The sequence below is a fragment of the Janthinobacterium aquaticum genome, assembly GCF_009208565.1.
Classification (GTDB): domain Bacteria; phylum Pseudomonadota; class Gammaproteobacteria; order Burkholderiales; family Burkholderiaceae_D; genus Janthinobacterium.
In genome coordinates, this window is the sequence record NZ_WFLK01000016.1 from 53138 (window position 1) to 70723 (window position 17586).

The following is a 17586-nucleotide window of genomic DNA, read 5'->3' on the forward strand; positions in this document are numbered from 1 at the left end:
TGACGCCAACAATGTTGTCGGATTACGGCCCCTTCGGGGCCTAATCCGACCTACGCGCCGCCAACTCCAGCTTCAGCGCTACCGGTGCGCCCGGCGCCGCCTCGGTTTTTTCTACCGCACCCGCCTGCAAGCGTTCGGCTGCCACGCCTTGCTGCGCCAGCAGCGCCATGATGGCGGCGCTGCGCTGGCGGCCCAAGGTGGCCATGGCGTCCGCCGGCAGCGCCTGCCGCTCTTCCAGTTCGGTGCGCAGGCCAGTGTAAAAGGCGCTCGGATCGGCCACCTGCGGTTCGCCTTCGATCAGCTTGCCCAGCCGCTGCAGCACCGGCACTTTTTCAGCGGTGGCTGGCGCTGCGGCCTCGGCTGCCTTTTTCTTCGCTTCCAGCGCGGCCTTGCCCAGGCGCGCCGCATACACCTCGCGCAGCGCGCTGCGCATCTTGCGTCCGTCCAGGTTCAGCGGTCCCGGCTCTTCGCCGGCTTCGAGCTTGATGCCGGCCTGCAGCGCCACTGCGCGGCGCACGGCCTGCACGCGCAGCGCGGTGGCGTCGCTATCGCTGTAGTGCGCCGGTACCGCCAGCGTTAGTTGCGGGCGTTTGGCCAGTATCTGCGCCACCTGCAGCAGTTTTTCGCGTTCGGGCGGCTGCAGCGCGGCGCTGCCGGCGTCAAAGTCCACGCTGGCCAGTTTCTCGGCGCTGATGCCCAGCAGATTGCCCAGTGCGCGAAACGGTGCGCTCACCACGCGCGTCAGGACGTTGCCCAGCGCCTTCCACACCACCGCGCCATAGCTGAACTGCGGGTCGTTCAGCTTGCCCGACACCGGCAGCGCCAGGTCGATGCGGCCGTCGCTGTCTTTCAGGATCGCCAGCGCCAGTTCCAGCGGCAGCTTGAGGGCGTCGGGGCTGTCAATGCGTTCGCCCAGGGTCAGCTTGTCGAGCACGACCTGGTTGCTCCCTTCCAATTGTTGCTGCCGCACCTTGTACTGCAGATCGAGCGAAATCTTGCCTTCTGCGATCTTGTAGCCCGCAAACTTCATGGTGTAGGGCGAGGCCGACACCATGTCGATATTCTTGAACACCACGTTCAGTTCGGTATTGTCGGTCGGGGCAAACGGGTTGAGCTGGCCGCGCACGCGCGCCATGCCGTAGTCGTCGACGCGCCCGTCGAGTTCGATCTGGCTGCGCGCGTCGCGCCGTGTCGACAGACCCGTCACGACGCCATTCAATTCAACGATTTTTGCGGCAAACTGCGGCCGCAGGCTCAGGTCGGCAAAATCGAGCTTGGCGTTTTGCAGGCGCACGCGGCGCACGCGCACCGGGAAGGCCGCATCGGGCGCCGGTGCAGCCTCAGGCGCCGGCGGCGTGGTGGCCGGCGCCTGCACCAGCAGCCGCTGGGCATTCAGGCTGCGGTCATTTTCGATAATGAGCTGGGCATTCGGTTCGATCACGCGCAGTTCGGGAATGTCCAGCAAGTTCGGCCCCACGCTGGCGGTGAGCTTATCGGCGCGCACGCTTTTCCAAGAGGCAAAGCGGTCGCCATCGTCTTCGTTGAGCCGCAGGCCGGCGATCTCGACGGCGCCCGCATAGGCTACCTTGGGCGACTTGGCCACGCCGCCACCAAGCGTCAAGCGGCCATTGCCCGACAACGTGCCGCTGGCCAGTGTCAGTTTCAGATGCTGCGCCAGCAAGGGCTGCAGCGGTGCCAGCGCCAGTTGCGCCACCTTGAGCTGGCTCTCGAGCGCGCCGCTGCCAGGCGTAAAGCGGCCGCTGGCCGACAGGTTGCCGCCTTCGCGCAGGGCCACGCCCAGTTCGAACGGCAGCGCTTGCCTGGTGTCGTTGCTGATGCCCGACAGATTCAGGTAAGCGTCCTGCAGCGTGGCCTTGATGCCGGTGCCTGCATCGTCAAAGCGCGCGCCAAAGCCGCTCAATGCCAGCTTGTCGATCTGCGTGGTCCACGGCGCGCTGGCCTGACCCGGCGGCTGTGCCGTGGCGAACACGGGCAGATTGCTGGCAATGGCGAACTTGCCATCGCTGCTGCGCGCCAGGTCGATCTGCGCGCCGCTGGCGTTCAGCGTGCCCAGTTTAATGCTGTGTTTTGCCAGGTCGAGCCGGCCGCCGGTAAAGCCCAGCTGGGCCAGCGAGAACGGCGTCTGCGCGCCGCGCTGCATGGCCAGCTTTGTCAGTTGCAGCTGCGCATCGTCGGCCACGATCTGCAGGCCGCTGGCCGTCTGCTGCAGCTGCACGCGCGTCGTCAGCTGCAAATCGCGCGCGCTGACAGCCAGCGCCGGGCGTACGGTCTGGTCGGTGGCAGTCAGATTCACCTGTTTCAGCGTGAGCTGCTGCAGGTCGACCTGCCACTTGCCGCTCTGGGCAGGTGCCTTGGCAGGCGAGATAGCCGGGCGCGGCAGCGCCAGTTGCGCCAGGTCGAGCTGGCCGCTGGCGTCGCGCCTGGCCGCCAGGCTGGCGCCATCGAGCGCGACCTGGCCGATCTTGACGTGCCTGCTGGCCAGGTCGGCGTTGACGCCGTTGATCTTCAATGCGCTGACGCTGGCGAAGGGTGCTGCCTGGCCCGGTTGCAGCAGGGCCAGTTCGCGCAGCGCCAGGCTGGCCTGCTGCACTCTGGCATCGAGCTTGCCGTCGGCATAGGCAAACGCATAGGGCAGGCTGGCCGACAGCGTGCCGCTGGTCACCGTCGCGCGGGTATAGGCTTTCAGATAGGCGGCCAGGCCGGGCAGGGCGGCGTCGCTCAACACCAGTTCACCTTCACCCTTCAACGGGCTCAGCGAGGCCGTGCCGCGCCAGGCCAGCTTGCCGCCGTGCGCCGCGTCGGCGCTGAAGCGGTAGCTGCCATGGGCGTCAGGCAAGGTTGAAATATTATCGAGCGTGAAGTCGATGGGTGTGAAGTCATCCGCGTAGCCGGCCTGGCGGTCCTGCCAAGCCAGTTTGCCTTGCTCCAGTGCGAAATGCTTGATCAGCAGGCGCGGCATGGCCCCTTCGGACTTGTCGGGATGGTTCTGCTGCCAGCTCGCCAGCACCTGGGCCAGGTTGAAACTGCCGTCAGCCGCAATGGACAGATGGGCGCTGGGGGCAGTGAGGCGGATGTCGGCGATGCTCCAGGCGCGGCGCGCGATGGAAGACCATTCAAGCTGGACCACCAACTGTTTGAGCTCAAACAGCGGCGCGCTGCCGGCCGCCGGCGCTTCCTTGAAAGCAATGTCGTGCGCCACCATGCGCAGGGTAAACGGGTTGAAACTGACGCTGCCGATGCTGGCCTGGCGCGCCAGCTGCTTCTCGACGAATTGGGGCAGCTGGCTTTGAATCAGTGCAGGCGCCAGCCAGAAGCCGGCAGCACCATAGACGGCCAGCACGCAGCTGGCGCCCAGGCTCCAACGTTGCCAGCGCTTCCAGCGACGGGGCTGCGCGCTTTTCTTGTTAATCTTGTTCACTTGATGGTCCGTAGCAATGCCGCCGCAATAGCGTGGCGGAAGAATGTGATTATAGCAATGCTGTGACTAGCCTGTCACCGCCGGATGGCGTGCTCGATGCCGACTATTGGTTGCGAATGATAATCGTTCTCGGTATGATGTCGGCTTGCTTTTACCGATCAGAAAGATATTATGGCTGTCGCTCCCATCCTCACCCCCATTGCCGCCGCGTGTGCGATGGCTTTTTCCGCTGCTGCTGCCCAGGCGCAAACGGCAGTGCAGACTGACAACGCCGAGCAGGAGCAGACGTTGCAGGCGGTGCAGGTGACGGGCGCCAGGGCGCAGGGTCTGGTGCCGTTGACGACTGAGGCGGGCAGCTTTCGCGGCGCCAATATCATGGATGTGCCGTCCACCGTCAATGTGATCACGCGCGAGCTGCTCGATGCCCAGGCTGCCGGCGGCCTGTATGACGCCGTGCGCAATACGGCCGGCGTGACGCGCCAGCAGAATGGCGGCGAAACCTGGGATCAGCTGGTTATCCGCGGCATCGCGGTGGAAAACCGCACCAACTATCGCCTCAACGGTTCGATGCCGATCATGAATTTTTCGCAGGTAGCGCTGGAAAACAAGGAGCGCGTCGAAGTACTGAAAGGCGCCTCGGCCCTGTACTACGGCTTTACGTCGCCGGCCGGCGTGGTCAACTTCGTGACCAAGCGCGCCGGCAGCAAGCCCGTCACGAGCGTTGGCCTGTCGGTCGACGAGCGCGGCAGTGCTGTGGCCAATGTCGACCTGGGCCGCCGCTTTGGCGAACAGCAGCAGTTCGGCGTGCGCATCAACGCCGCCGGCGGCACGCTTGGTTCCTACCTCGATAATGTGGGCAATGGCAACCGGCGCTTTATTGCCGGCGCTTTTGACTGGCGCGTCAGCAGTCGCCTGCTGTTGAAAGCCGACCTTGAATACGAACGCCGCCGCGTGACCGAGCAGGCCGGCATTGCGCTGCCGGCCGCCGTCAATGGCGTCATCACGCTGCCGCGCGCGGTCGACCCGAAAAAGCTGATCGGCCCGGACTGGTCGAACTTCGAAGCGCAAACGAAGAACGCCCAGCTGCGCGCCGACTATGCGCTGGCCGACGGCTGGGCGCTGACGGTGGAAGCGGGCCACTCGGAGACGGCGCGCGACCGCCGCCTGGCGATTTTCCGTCTCAATAACGCGGCCGCCCTGGCCACCGGTGCCGGCCGCATTACCGGCAATATCCAGCACAGCGTGGTGCAGTCAGACCTGCTGCGCACGGAGCTGGCCGGCGCCTTCAACACCGGCCTTATTGCCCACGAGCTGACGCTGGGCGCTTCGCGCACCGACAAGTCGCAAGACCCGATCTATCAGCGCAACTACACGATCGCCTCGCAAAACCTGTACAACCCGGTGCCGGTCACGAACGTGGTCTTCGGTGCCGCGCCAGCCAACCCGACCACGGCGGCGCTCGATACGCGCGACACCGGCCTGTATGCGCTCGACCGGATGGTCTTCAGCCCGCAATGGCAAAGCGTGATCGGCGTGCGCCACAGCAGCTACCGCAGCGATCAGGGCGCCAGCCACTATGACGTCAGCAAGACCACGCCGATGGCGTCGCTGATCTACAAGCTGACGCCTGCCGTGTCGTTCTATGTATCGACTGCGCGCGGCCTGGAAGAGGGCGAAACCAGTCCGACCGGCACCGCCAACGAGGGCGTCAAGATGGCGCCGGGCGTTAGCCGCCAGCAGGAACTGGGTGCGCGCTGGATGACGGGCGCAGGCACGCTGCTGTCGGCCGCGCTGTTCGATATCAAGCGCCCCGGCTACTATACCAACACCAGCAATGTATTTACCTCGGACGGCCAGCAGCGCTATCGCGGCCTGGAACTGTCGACCCAGGGCAAGCTGACGCGCCAGCTGTCGTGGCAGACTTCGGCGCAGCTGCTCGATCCAAGCTTCGAGCATATCAATGCAGCGTACAACGGCAAGGCGCCGGAAAATGCCTCCAGGCGCACCGCCAGCGCGTTCCTCTCCTATGAATTTGACGCCGTGCCCGGCCTGGCTGTCAACGGCGGCGCGTTTTACTACAGCGCACGGCCGGTCAACGACCTGAACCAGGCGTTCCTGGGCGGCGTGACGCTGTTTTCGGCCGGGGTGCGCTATGCCGGCCGGCTGATGGAGAAAAACGTGACCTGGCAGTTCAACGTCGACAATGCCGCCGACAAGCGCTACTGGGCCGGCGCCGGTACGCGCCTGGCGTCCGGCGCGCCGCGCACCGTCAAGCTCAGCGTCAAGGTTGATTTGTAAGCGGCTGGCTTGACCCTGGCGCTGTTGGCGGCCGCTTCGCGCTGCTACAATGGCGCCATGCCAGTCAACCAAGCCAGAGCCGCGTGCGTATTGTGGATCGCCTGTTTCGCCATCCTGATGGCGGCGCTGGCGCCGGCCGTGTCGCGCGTGCTGACGGTAGCGCGTGGCGCTGCCGTACCGAGCTTTGAAATCTGCACCGTGGCTGGCGGCATGAACATGCTCAGTCTCAAGGCCAGCATGCAGGCGCCCGATCAGCCGCAACAGCCGACCATGAACATGGGCGACTGCCTGTGCTGCAGCATGCATGTGGCCCTGCTTGAACTGCCGCCGTTGCAACTGCTGCCCGCTAGCGGCGCATTGCTGGCCGGCCTGCTGCCTTCCCTGTTTTACCAGTCCTGCTTCCCGCTGTTTGCATGGACACCGCGTCTTGCACGCGGTCCGCCTGCCGCTTTCTGATTGTCCGTTTCCGTTTTGCATGGTTGTGGCGCTACGCGCCAGCGCAGCCGTGCGTCCTTACGCATCCGACTTGAAAGCAGCAGCATGAAACACTTACCTATACTGATGGCCATCTCCATCACCATTGCCTTCCCCTTGTCCGCCACGGCCCAGTCCGATTCTGCCGTCAAGGTGATGCCCGAACTGACCGTGATCGCTTCGTCGGTTGCCCGCAGCTATCCCGGCGCGCAGGACGCCGCCCAGCTACTGAACGGTACGCCCGGCTACCAGGTGGCTGCCGGCGGCGCCGTCTCGGGCCTGCCGGTGGCCAACGGCTTTGCCGACGACCGCCTGAAAATCCGTATCGACGGCATGGAAATCACTTCGGCCTGCGCCAACCACATGAACGCGCCGCTGTCCTATATTGACCCGCAGCAGGTGCAGCGCATCGTGCTGCTGGCCGGCGTGCCGCCCGTCAGCAGTGGCGGCGACAGCATTGGCGGCGTGATCGAGGTGCAGTCAAACGCGCCGGTGTTTGCCCAGCCGGGCGAAGGACGGCTGGTCAGCGGCTCGTTTGCGCTGTCCGGACGCAGCGTCAACCGCAGCGTGTCGACCAGCGTGGCGGCCAATACTGCCACTGAATCGCTCAGTGTCGGCTACAGCGGCGCCTATGCGCGCAGCCGCAGCTACAAAGACGGCAATGGCGACAAGGTGCTGGGCAGCATGGCCGAGAGCATCAATCAGGCCATCGTGCTGGCGGCCAGAGGGCAGGGCCAGCAACTGACGCTGCGCGCCGGCGTGCAGCATATTCCCTACCAGGGTTTCCCCAACCAGTACATGGACATGACGGACAACCACGGCCAGTTCGCCAACCTGGCTTACCAGGGCACGCTGGGCTGGGGCATGCTCGAGGCGCGCGCCTACTGGCAGCAGACCGACCATGAGATGGGTTTTTTCAGCAGCGAACGACCCGGCACCATGCCGATGGTCACGCGGGGCCGCAATACCGGCTACGCCCTGAAGGCCAGCGTGCCGCTGGCGGCCGGCGAACTGCGCCTGGGGCAGGAGCTGCATGCGTTCCGCCTGGACGACTACTGGCCGGCTGTGCCGGGCTCGATGATGATGGGGCCGCGCACCTATCTCAATATCAATGGTGGCAAGCGCGACCGCGCCGTGCTGTTTGGCGAACTGGCCTCGCGCCTGGACGCTCGCTGGAGCACGGTCGTGGGCGTGCGCGCCGAATCGGTACGCATGGATACCGGCCAGGTCCAGTCGTATGGAACCGGCATGATGAACATGGCTGACTCGGCCGCAGCCGCCGCCTTCAATGCGCGCTCGCACAAGCAGCGCGACACCAACCTTGACGCTGCCGCCCAGGCCAGCCTTGTGCCGGACGCATCAAGTAGCTACGAATTTGCACTGGCGCGCAAGGTGCGCTCGCCCAATCTCTACGAACGCTATTCCTGGGGTCGCGGCACGATGGCCATGACCATGACCAACTGGTTTGGTGATGGCAATGGCTATGTCGGCAATATTGACCTGAAACCGGAAACGGCCTACACGGCAGCCTTCACGGCCGATTGGCATGGCGGCGAACAGGGCCAGGATGGCTGGTTCGTGCGCCTCAATCCTTATTACAGCCGCGTCAACGACTATATCGACGTCAACGTGCTGGCGTCATTCAATCCTTATATGCAGATGGCGGCCAGGGGCAATCTGCTGCAGTTCGCCAATCACGACGCGAAGCTGTATGGCCTGAACCTGTCGTGGCAGCTGCCGCTGTCGGCCAGTGCGCGCTGGGGTCGTCTTGGCGTCAGCGGCACGGCGGCATACACGCGCGGCAAGCGCCAGGATGGCGGCGACCTGTACCGCATGATGCCCTTGAACGCCCTGTTTGCCCTCGAACACCAGCTGGGCGCCTGGAGCAACCGCCTGGAACTCAAGGCAGTCGCCGCCAAAACCACCGTCGACGCGCGCCGGCTGGAACTGGAAACGGGCGGCTACGCGCTGGTCAATCTGCGCAGCAGCGTGGCGCTGGGCAAGCAGGCCAGTGTCAGCTTCGGCGTGTCCAACCTGTTCAACCGCGCCTACGCCGACCCGCTGGGCGGCGTCTACCTGTCGCGCTTGGCCACGCAAGGTGGCGCCCTGCAGTCCCTGCCAGCAGAGGGCCGCTCGGTCGATCTGGGTCTGCAACTGCAATTCTAAATCGGGGTCAGTTCCTAATGCCGCTAAGTTAAGGAAAATTAAGGAGAAATCCTGGCAAACCAAGTAGGTCGGATTAGCCTGGCGCAGCCAGGCGTAATCCGACAATCCCACAGCTGCCAACAATGTTGTCGGATTACGCCGTTCCGGCTAATCCGACCTACCGTCCTCTTAATCCTCGTAACTTAGCGGTATTAGCGGTATTAGCGGTATTAGCGGCATTAGGGCCAAACCGACCCGGCTTTCTGAGCCTGTTTTTGATACACTGCGGCCCTTCTTTCTATCGCAACATATTGCCATGCAAGCCACCGACTTACCTTCCTCCGTCCCAAGCGAACTGCGCGCCTGCGCGCTGGCCTGTTTGCTGGAAACCGATCCTTCGGCCAAGGTGGCGATGGTTGCTGCCATGGCAGCGGCGGGCCTGGCGGCCGATCCTGGTGCAACGCTGCAGCCGCAGGGCGAGGTGCCGGGCCGTCCCGTGCGCCCTGAACTGGTGCCGCCGCGGCTGGTGGGGCGGCGTTCGATGGTCACGCAGGAGGGGCGCGCGATGCTGGTGCATGCGCTGGCGCATATCGAATTTAACGCCATGAATCTGGCGCTCGATGCGCTGTGGCGTTTTGGCGCCATGCCGCACGAGTACTACACAGACTGGCTGCGCGTGGCGGCGGAAGAAGCCACGCATTTTTCGCTGCTGGTGGCGCACCTCGATGTGCTGGGGCACGCGTACGGCGACTATCCCGGCCATGACAGCTTGTGGGAAATGGTCGACAAGACGCGCGGCGATGTGCTGGCGCGCATGGCGCTGGTGCCGCGCACGCTGGAAGCGCGCGGGCTCGATGCAATACCGCCGCTGCGCGCCAAGCTGGCGCAGGCCGGCGACATGGCCGCTGCCGCCATCCTCGACATTATCCTGCGCGACGAAGTCGGCCACGTGGAGATCGGCAACCGCTGGTACGGCTATCTGTGCGCGCAGCGCGGTCTCGAATTGCGTGACACCTACGCGCAACTGGCGCGCCAGTACGAGGCGCCGACGCTGCGCGGTCCGTTCAATCTGGAAGCGCGCCGGCGCGCCGGTTTCAGCGAGTTGGAGCTGTCCGACCTGCCGTCCTGAACGCAGCTTGCCGCCTGTCGCCGTGATTCATGCTAAATTCGGCCATGAACACGCGGTCAAGGAGCGGCGATGGCAATGGCAAATGAATGGGAACTGGTAGGACGGCTGGCGTTTTCAGCCTTGCTGGGCAGCGCCATCGGCTACGAGCGCGAACGCCTGGCCTGGGTGGCCGGCCTGCGCACGCATATGCTGGTCTGTGTCGGCTCGACCCTGATCATGATCGTGTCGGCCTATGGTTTCAGCGATGTGCTCAGCGAGCGGGTGACGCTCGATCCGTCGCGCATGGCCGCGCAGGTGGTCTCTGGCATCGGTTTTCTGGGCGCTGGCGCCATCCTCGCGCGTGGCGAGATCGTGCGCGGCCTGACCACGGCGGCCAGTGTCTGGTCGGTGGCCGGTATCGGCCTGGCCGTCGGCGGCGGTCTGTACACGCCGGCGGTGGCGGCCACCATTATCATCCTGATTATTCTGGCCGGCATCAAGCCGCTCGAACGCCATTTTATCGGCACGCACCAGCGCCGCGAACTGCTGGTCACTGCCGAGCGCGACGCGCTGTCGTTTGATACCTTGCACGATGCGCTGGGCGCGGGCACCACGCGCATCCAGCAGTTTGTGATACGCCAGAAAGACAGCGCGCCCCAGCTCGACGATATCGTCATTACTTTTACGCGCGTGACGCCAGTGCAGTTCCTGGCGTTGCAAAAGCGCCTGGGTGCGGTACCGGGGGTGTTGCAGGTCAAGGATCCGGACGCCCCGGCAGGCTAGGGCGCACGGCAGGTTTTGTCAGTTTTTTCCTACTTGATGTGCGGGAACCGTCTGATTGCCGCTGCTGAGCAAACACGAGACTATGAGTCAACTTTGCAACCAAGCTCAGCATTTGACCGGGACTCTGCCATGCACACCAAAAAACAGCCTGCCGCCGCCATCAACAAACCGTTTCTGCTCATCTGCCTGTTCGTGGCCTCCACGCTGACAGCGACCGTGTGGCAAGGTCAGGACACGGCGCACGACGCGCAGCAGGCAGCAAGTGCACCGGTGCAGATGGCCGATGCAGGCCTGCCAGCCTGCGGCATGACTGAACTGAGCCTGACGGCCCAGTGCAAGCCTAAGCGCGACGCCTGACGCTTTCCGGGTTTTGCAGGCGCCGTTGCAGCAGCGCCAGCACGGCCGCTTCTTCCGGCGCCAGCGCATGCAGATCATTCTTCAGTTCCTGCCTTGCGCGCGTGCGCAAGCCTTCGAGCAGGCTGCCATCGAGGTAGGAATCGAGCACCGCCGGATGCACATAGCACTTGCGGCAGATCGATGGCGTATTGCCGAGCTTTTTGGCCACCGATTCGATCGCCTGCACGATGTTTTTCTTGGCCTGTGCTTCCGAATCGACCTTTTCAAATTCTTCCAGCGCCAGCGCCGCCAGCAAGGTGCCTGACCAGGTGCGGAAATCCTTGGCCGTGTAATCTTCTCCGGTCACCTCGCGCAGGTAGTCATTCACATCGCCCGAGTCCACGCCGTGGCGCTGGCCATCTTCATCGATATACTGGAACAGTTCCTGGCCCGGCAGCTCGCGCATGGTCTGCAGCACGCGCGCCAGGCGGCGGTCGCTCAGCTTGATGTCATGGTGCACGCCGCTCTTGCCGCGAAAATGAAATTCCACGCCGCTGCCTTGCACTTTGACATGGCGCGTGCGCAAGGTGGTCAGGCCGAACGACTTGTTGGTGCGTGCATATTCCTCGTTACCGATGCGCATCATGGTCAGTTCCAGCAGATGCACGATGGTGGCCAGTACTTTTTCACGCGGCAAGCCGGGCAGCTTCATGCCGGCGTCGACTGCCTGGCGGATGGCGGGCAGGGCGCGGCCAAAGCTCAGCATGCGCTCGTACTTCGATTCATCGCGCACTTCGCGCCAGCGCGCGTGGTAGCGGTATTGCTTGCGCCCGCGCGCATCGCGCCCGGTGGCCTGCAGGTGGCCGTTGGCGCGTGGACAGATCCACACGTCGGTCCAGGCCGGCGGTATGGCCAGTTTTTTGATGCGCTCGAGCGTGTCCTGGTCCTTGATCGGGGCATTGTCGTGGTCGACATAGCGGAATTTGCCAGGCTTGCCGCGCCGGGCGATACCGTTCTGGTGGTCGCCCACGTAGCGCAGGCCTGCCGCTTTGGCAGTGGCCGGTGCGTCATCCAGGGCGTCTTGCTGCTTGCTCATGTTCGATACTCCAGGCGGGGATCTGCAGTGCCGGGGCGCTGCGATCAGATGATTTATGTTACTGTGCGCCCAAAATGGGATGCAAAGGAGCGATGATGTTTGGCAAACGAAAAAACCTGGAAGAAGACCACGCGGCCCAGTCGACCAAAGCGTACGAGAAGAAATATACGGACGACAGTTTCTGGGACAAGGTGCTCAAGTTCGCCAAGACGGCCGGCTACGAGGTGATCGAGAAGGCGCTGTGGCTCTATTACGCCGCGCAGCAACCTAATACGCCCGTGTGGGCCAAGACGGCCGTGTATGGTGCGCTCGGCTACTTTATTTCGCCCATCGATGCCATACCTGACATCACGCCGGTCATCGGCTACGTTGATGACCTGGCCGTGCTGGCTGCCGCCGTCGCCACCGTCTCGGCCTATATCACGGCCGAGGTCAAGGAACGCGCAGCGGAAAAGCTGCGCGGCTGGTTCGGTAGCTGAAGCGGCTGCCAGGGCCAGAGCGTCAAACTCAGGCGGCAGGGCCCGGTACGCCAGGCTGGCCTTTGACCGCATTGCGGTACTTGGCTTTGGCGATGGCTTTTTTCTCCGCTTCGCTGGCGATGTTCGAGGCGCGAATACGGGCTTTTTCACTCTTGCTGCGTTGCTGTGCGACGTCTTTGTTGCCGATGCGGTTAGTCATCATGATCTCCTGAAGTTAAGTCACTGCAAAATCAGTACAAACACTGATGACTCCAGCATACGGTTTTGCCGCAATGTTACTGTGCGTCCGTCCACATAATTTACATTTTGACTGCGGCAAGATTTGACCCCGCGGCGTGCGCCAGCAGCCGCTGCACCACTTCTTTCTGGAAGTTGCGCAGTTCCTTGTCGGCACTGATATTGGCAAAAGCCAGCACCGCCGTCTTGCGCGTACGGTCCACGCACACGACGGACGCCGCGCCCGGGTCGCCGCCGCTGTGGGTAGCGAGCTGCACGCCGTCCAGGTCGCGCAATACCCAGCCCAGCGCCTGGTGCATGGACGGCTCAGTGGCAGACACCGTGCCCACTTGCGGGGCAAACATCGCTTGCAACGTGCTTTCCTGCAGATAGCGGCGCTTGCCGACCATGCCGCCGTTGCTGAAAATAGCCAGGAAGCGCGCAAAATCATGGGCTGAACTGCGCAGCAGGCCGGCCGGCCAGTCCGGGTAGCCGGTCGGCGGCAGTACCTGCAGGCCTGGTTCCTTGTGTTTGTAGGGCTGGGCTACATTGGTGCCGCGCGGCAGGCCGGCCAGTTTCCAGGCCGTGTCGTCCATGCCCAACGGCTCGAACAGGTTTTCACGCGTAAAGACATCGAGCGTGTCGGGGTTCATGCGGCCCAGCACATAGCCAAGCAGCGCATAGCCGACATTGCTGTAGCGCCATTCGGTACCAGGGCGGCCGGCAAACGACAGGTCGGCGTCGTACCAGCCGCCGCCGCGCGACAGATAGCCCTTGACGAAGTCGCGCAGCGGCAAGCGCGGATCGCCCTGCACGGCAAATGCTGCCGTCTTTTCATAGACGGCGTCGGAAATGCCGGACGTGTGCGTGAGCAGATGGCGGAAGGTGATCGGCACATCGGGAAATTTCGGATGCAGCAGCGGAAAGTCGAGGTAGGGCGCCACCTTGTCGTCAAGCTGGAAGCCGCCCTGTTCCAGCAGCATCATGACGGCCGTGGCGGTCACCAGTTTGCTGACCGAGGCGATATGAAAGGCCGTATCGGCATCGGCCTTGACGCCGGACTCGATATTGGCCCAGCCATAGCCGCGCGCGAAAATGGTCTGGTCGCCGCGCACCACGGCCACGCTCATGGCCGGCGTTTCGGTGCGCGCCAGGCCGTCGCGCATAAAGGCGTCAAACGCGTTTTCCCATACCAGATCAGGCTTGGGGCCAGTCACGCACCCTGTTTGCAGCAGGGCCAGCGAGATGCCCAGTCCCAGCACGCTTCGTCGTTTCATGGAGTCACTTTCTGCGATTACTTGTAATTGGCTTGCTTGTCATTCGATAGCGGCTTGCGCCGGTTTATTTATCTTAACAATATTTTCAAAGAAAGCTGTCCCATTTGACAAAACATTGCTGCGCAGCAATGACAATCGATCTCGGCTGCGCCAGTAGCGGTTGAGCAAGGGCGTTGCACTTACGCCTTGGCGTGCGGGTGGCCGTCGATAATGGTGTCGAGCGCTTCCGGGCGGTTGGCCGGCGGCGCCATTTCCAGCGGGTCGAGCGAGGAGCGCACGCGTGGCAGGCCGTGCGGGTAATGCTCGGCGACATAGCCGAGGATGCCTTCGCGGATCACGCAGCGCAGCTCGAAAGCGTCGCCGGCGTTCTGCGCGCTGATCAGGAAGCGCAGCTGCATGGCGCGGTCATTGGCGTCGGTGACCTGCACCTTGCACACGCGCTGGTCCCAGATGGGTGAGTCGTTGCAGATGCGTTCGAGTTCGGCGCGCAGCGGCTCGATCGGCACGCTGAAGTCCAGCCACAGGAACACCGTGCCCAGGATGGTGGACGAGGTATGGGTCCAGTTCTCAAACGGATTTTCAATAAACCACTGCAGCGGCACGATCAGGCGGCGCTCGTCCCAGATGCGCACCACCACGTAGGTGCCCTTGATTTCCTCGACGCGGCCCCATTCGCCATTGACGATCAGCACGTCGTCGATGCGGATCGGCTGCGAGAACGCGATCTGCAGGCCGGCGATGAAGTTGCCCAGCACTGGCCGGGCGGCAATACCGGCCACCAGACCGGCCACGCCGGCCGAGGCCAGCAGGCTGGCGCCGATCTGGCGCGCCCCCGGCAAGGTCAGCAGCACAAACGACAGGCCCAGCACCAGCACGATCGCGTGCGCGCTGCGCGTGAGCACACGCGCCTGGGTAATCAGGCGGCGCGCGCGCAGGTTGTCGGCCACATCGACCGGGTTGAGCTGGGCGATGGTCAGGCTCAGCGACTCGATGCATTTCATGGCAAACCAGGTCAGCGCCACGATCAGCGCCACGCTGGCGATATGCGACATGGCCACCAGGCCCGGCGTATCAGTGGGCGCGCCAGCGAGCACGATGCGCAGGCCGAACACGATCATGCACCACTGGCTGGCGTTGAAGGCCACGCGGGTCAGGTTGGTGGTAAACGGGCGGCCATTGGCCAGGCGCTTGATCAGGCTGATACCGCCGCGATGCAGCGTTACGGTAATCAGGGTGGCGACGATGGCGCTCAGCAGCACGGTCAGCGCCGAACCGAGCCGCCCGCCCATCAGCGAATGGAAGGTAATCAAATCCATAGGCGAAAACTCCTTATTGTTAATGTAATATATTGCCGCAAATGCTTATTTTAATGCAGATAGTAAAGCAAATAAGCATACCGGGATGTGCGGTGCCGAACTGAAAAGATTGTGCATTGCAGCGATACTGGTTTCAGAAGTGCGTATTGCGTGGAGATGACTAGTCATTTCCTGGCTTAAAGTTTCAGTATGGAAATCAACCGCGCGACGTCACACGAGTCATATTGGCATACTTGTCAAGCTTTTTGTTTTTGCAAAGGAAAATGATGATTTTCAGATCGCTCAGAATGTCCTTGCGTTTCATTCTGCCTCTGGCCCTGGTATTAGGTCTGTTTGCCTATATCGTGGTGCCGCTGTTGGACAACATTACCTTGCGCTGGTATGTGCGCGACCTCGACAGTCGCGCCGAATTGCTGGCCGGCACCTTGCGTCCCTCGCTGTCCAATTACCTGCCTGAAAACGATACGGCCCGTATCGATGAGCTGTTCCAGGGCGCCACGCGCGACGAGCGCCTGATCGCCATCGGCTTTTGCGACAATGCCGGCAAGCTGCTCTATAAAACAACCCAGTATCCGGTCTCGATCGGCTGCTGGAGCACGCCGTCTTCGGGTGGCCTGAACAAGTCCTTGCTGCAACTGCCGCAAGGCCAGGTACACCTGAGCGAAACGCCGGTGATGAATGAGGCCTCGCAGATGGGACGCCTGATCCTGGTGCAGGACATGAGCTTTGTCGAGCGTCGCAATACCGACACCAAGCGCTTTATCTTTGCCTTCCTGGCCGTGCTGGCGGTGCTCATTTCGGTGATGACCGTGTTTGTCGCGCATCTGAGCTGGCGCGGCTGGCTGGCGGCGGTGAAAGACATTCTGCGCGGCGAACTGCTGTCGAAAAACACCGCCGTGGTGCCGGCCGATGCACCGGCCGAAACGCCGCCGCCTCCGCCTGAAATGGAGCCGCTGATCGGCGACCTGCGCGAACTGCTGCAGGAATACCACCTCGAGCGCCGCAGCGATTCGGGCTGGACCTCGGAATGGACGCCGGAAAAGCTGCGCGGCCTGCTCCAATCGGATCTGGCCGGCGACCAGGTGCTGGTGGTGTCGAACCGCGAACCGTATATCCATACCAAAACCGACGATGGCATCAAGGTGCAGCGCCCGGCGTCCGGCCTGGTGACGGCCGTGGAAGCGGTGATGCGCGCCTGTTCGGGTACCTGGATCGCGCACGGCGCCGGTTCGGCCGACCGTGAAACCGTCGACAAGCTCGACCATGTTCCCGTGCCGCCCGATAACCCCAGCTATACCTTGCGCCGCGTCTGGTTGACCGAGGAAGAAGAGCAGGGCTATTACTATGGCTTTGCCAACGAAGGCATGTGGCCGCTGTGCCATATCGCCCACGTGCGCCCCGTGTTCCGTTCGTCGGACTGGGATCAGTATGTGAAAGTGAACCGCCGCTTTGCCGACGCCGTGATTGCCGAAGCGAAGACCGACAATCCGGTGGTGCTGGTACAGGATTATCACTTTGCCCTGTTGCCGCGCATGGTGCGTGAAGCGTTGCCGAAAGCAACCATTATCACCTTCTGGCATATCCCCTGGCCAAACTCGGAGTCGTTCGGCATTTGCCCATGGCGCGAAGAAATCCTCGATGGTTTGCTGGGCAGCACCATTTTGGGCTTCCATACGCCGTTCCACCGCAAAAATTTCCTGGAAACCGTCGACCGCTACCTGGAAACGCGCATTGAGCCGGAAGCATCGACCATCTCCTATGGTGGCGAGATGACCCAGGTGGAAGATTATCCGATCTCGATTGCCTGGCCTGACGAAGACCCGAACCTGCCGGACGTGGCCACCTGCCGCGCCGAAATCCGCACCGCACTGGGCGTGCCGGCCGATCACCTGCTGGGCATCGGCGTGGATCGTCTCGACTATACGAAAGGTATTGTCGAGCGCTTCCAGGCGGTCGAGCGCATGCTTGAACTGCATCCGGGCATGGTCGGCCACTTTACCTTTGTGCAGATTGCCGCACCGAGCCGCGCTTCGCTCGATGAATACCAGAACTTCGACGCACGCGTGCGCAAGATGGTCGAGCGCATCAATCGCCGCTTCGGCAGCGGCGACTATGTGCCGATCCTGCTGAAAGCCGAGCACCATGGCCAGGACGCGCTGCAGCGCTACTTCCGCGCCTCCGAGGTGTGCATGGTAACGAGCTTGCACGACGGTATGAACCTGGTGGCCAAGGAATTCATCGCTGCGCGCGAAGACGAGCAGGGCGTGCTGGTGCTGAGCCAGTTCACGGGCGCCGCACGCGAACTGCATGAAGCGCTGATCATTAACCCGTATCATATCGAGCAGGGCGCCGATGCCTTGTACCGCGGGCTGGTAATGCCGCCGGTGGAACAGCGCGAACGCATGAAGAGCATGCGCGCACGCGTCAAGCACTTCAATGTGTACCGCTGGGCCGGCCGCATGCTGCTCGACGCCTCGCGTTTGCGCCAGCGCGACAAGGTGATGACCAAGATCGATGCGCATAGCCGGATGAAGCGGCGCAAGGCTTCCTGACCCAAAAGACGACTGGGGTCGGACGGGGGCGCCTAGCCCCTCAGGGTCCGACCCCGGCAGTTCGGCC

Annotated in this window: 13 protein-coding genes; 8 read left to right on the forward strand and 5 right to left on the reverse strand. The window is 63.2% G+C overall.

What is annotated here, in order from left to right; genetic code table 11:
- Window positions 1-40: 40 nt before the first annotated feature.
- Window positions 41-3439 carry a DUF748 domain-containing protein gene (locus tag GCM43_RS22060; protein WP_226929611.1) on the reverse strand — a complete coding sequence of 1133 codons (3399 nt, stop codon included), beginning with the start codon at window positions 3437-3439 and terminating at the stop codon, window positions 41-43.
- A gap of 171 nt (window positions 3440-3610) precedes the next feature.
- Between GCM43_RS22060 and GCM43_RS22065 the strand changes: the two genes are divergently transcribed.
- The 6 genes from GCM43_RS22065 to GCM43_RS22090 all read left to right on the forward strand — a co-directional run bounded on the left by GCM43_RS22065 (window position 3611) and on the right by GCM43_RS22090 (window position 10604).
- Window positions 3611-5737, forward strand: coding sequence for a TonB-dependent siderophore receptor (locus tag GCM43_RS22065; protein ID WP_226929612.1), 2127 nt, complete (start codon window positions 3611-3613; stop codon window positions 5735-5737).
- A gap of 57 nt (window positions 5738-5794) precedes the next feature.
- On the forward strand, window positions 5795-6193 hold the full coding sequence (locus GCM43_RS22070; RefSeq protein ID WP_152248044.1) for a DUF2946 domain-containing protein: 399 nt from the start codon (window positions 5795-5797) through the stop codon (window positions 6191-6193).
- Between the two features lie 84 nt (window positions 6194-6277).
- On the forward strand, window positions 6278-8377 hold the full coding sequence (locus tag GCM43_RS22075) for a TonB-dependent receptor (RefSeq protein WP_152248045.1): 2100 nt from the start codon (window positions 6278-6280) through the stop codon (window positions 8375-8377).
- A gap of 295 nt (window positions 8378-8672) precedes the next feature.
- The gene (locus GCM43_RS22080) at window positions 8673-9485 is read left to right on the forward strand and encodes a ferritin-like domain-containing protein (RefSeq protein ID WP_152248046.1); all 813 of its coding nucleotides are present in this window, start codon (window positions 8673-8675) and stop codon (window positions 9483-9485) included.
- A gap of 75 nt (window positions 9486-9560) precedes the next feature.
- Window positions 9561-10247, forward strand: a complete 687-nt coding sequence (locus tag GCM43_RS22085) for an MgtC/SapB family protein (RefSeq protein ID WP_152248150.1) — start codon at window positions 9561-9563, stop codon at window positions 10245-10247.
- A gap of 129 nt (window positions 10248-10376) precedes the next feature.
- Window positions 10377-10604, forward strand: a complete 228-nt coding sequence (locus GCM43_RS22090) for a hypothetical protein (RefSeq protein ID WP_152248047.1) — start codon at window positions 10377-10379, stop codon at window positions 10602-10604.
- Here the strand turns inward: GCM43_RS22090 and GCM43_RS22095 are convergent.
- Window positions 10588-11679, reverse strand: a complete 1092-nt coding sequence (locus GCM43_RS22095; protein ID WP_152248048.1) for a DNA topoisomerase IB — start codon at window positions 11677-11679, stop codon at window positions 10588-10590. The genes GCM43_RS22090 and GCM43_RS22095 overlap by 17 nt on opposite strands.
- Window positions 11680-11774: 95 nt before the next feature.
- Between GCM43_RS22095 and GCM43_RS22100 the strand changes: the two genes are divergently transcribed.
- Complete coding sequence (locus GCM43_RS22100) at window positions 11775-12158, forward strand: YkvA family protein (protein WP_152248049.1); 384 nt, start codon at window positions 11775-11777, stop codon at window positions 12156-12158.
- 28 nt (window positions 12159-12186) lie between these two features.
- Here the strand turns inward: GCM43_RS22100 and GCM43_RS25885 are convergent, their stop codons facing one another.
- From GCM43_RS25885 to GCM43_RS22110, 3 genes are all read right to left on the reverse strand, one after another.
- Window positions 12187-12360: a hypothetical protein gene (locus tag GCM43_RS25885; RefSeq protein ID WP_193315715.1), complete on the reverse strand. Its 174-nt coding sequence runs from the start codon at window positions 12358-12360 to the stop codon at window positions 12187-12189.
- A 97-nt stretch (window positions 12361-12457) separates the two neighbouring features.
- The gene (locus GCM43_RS22105; RefSeq protein ID WP_152248050.1) at window positions 12458-13651 is read right to left on the reverse strand and encodes a serine hydrolase domain-containing protein; all 1194 of its coding nucleotides are present in this window, start codon (window positions 13649-13651) and stop codon (window positions 12458-12460) included.
- A gap of 179 nt (window positions 13652-13830) precedes the next feature.
- A complete protein-coding gene (locus tag GCM43_RS22110; RefSeq protein WP_152248051.1) occupies window positions 13831-14967 on the reverse strand; it encodes a mechanosensitive ion channel family protein in 1137 nt (378 codons plus the stop codon).
- A gap of 287 nt (window positions 14968-15254) precedes the next feature.
- Here GCM43_RS22110 and GCM43_RS22115 point away from each other — a divergent pair, with 287 nt between their 5' ends.
- Entirely contained in the window at window positions 15255-17519 is a 2265-nt protein-coding gene (locus tag GCM43_RS22115) for an alpha,alpha-trehalose-phosphate synthase (UDP-forming) (protein ID WP_152248052.1), read from the forward strand.
- Window positions 17520-17586 lie beyond the last annotated feature (67 nt).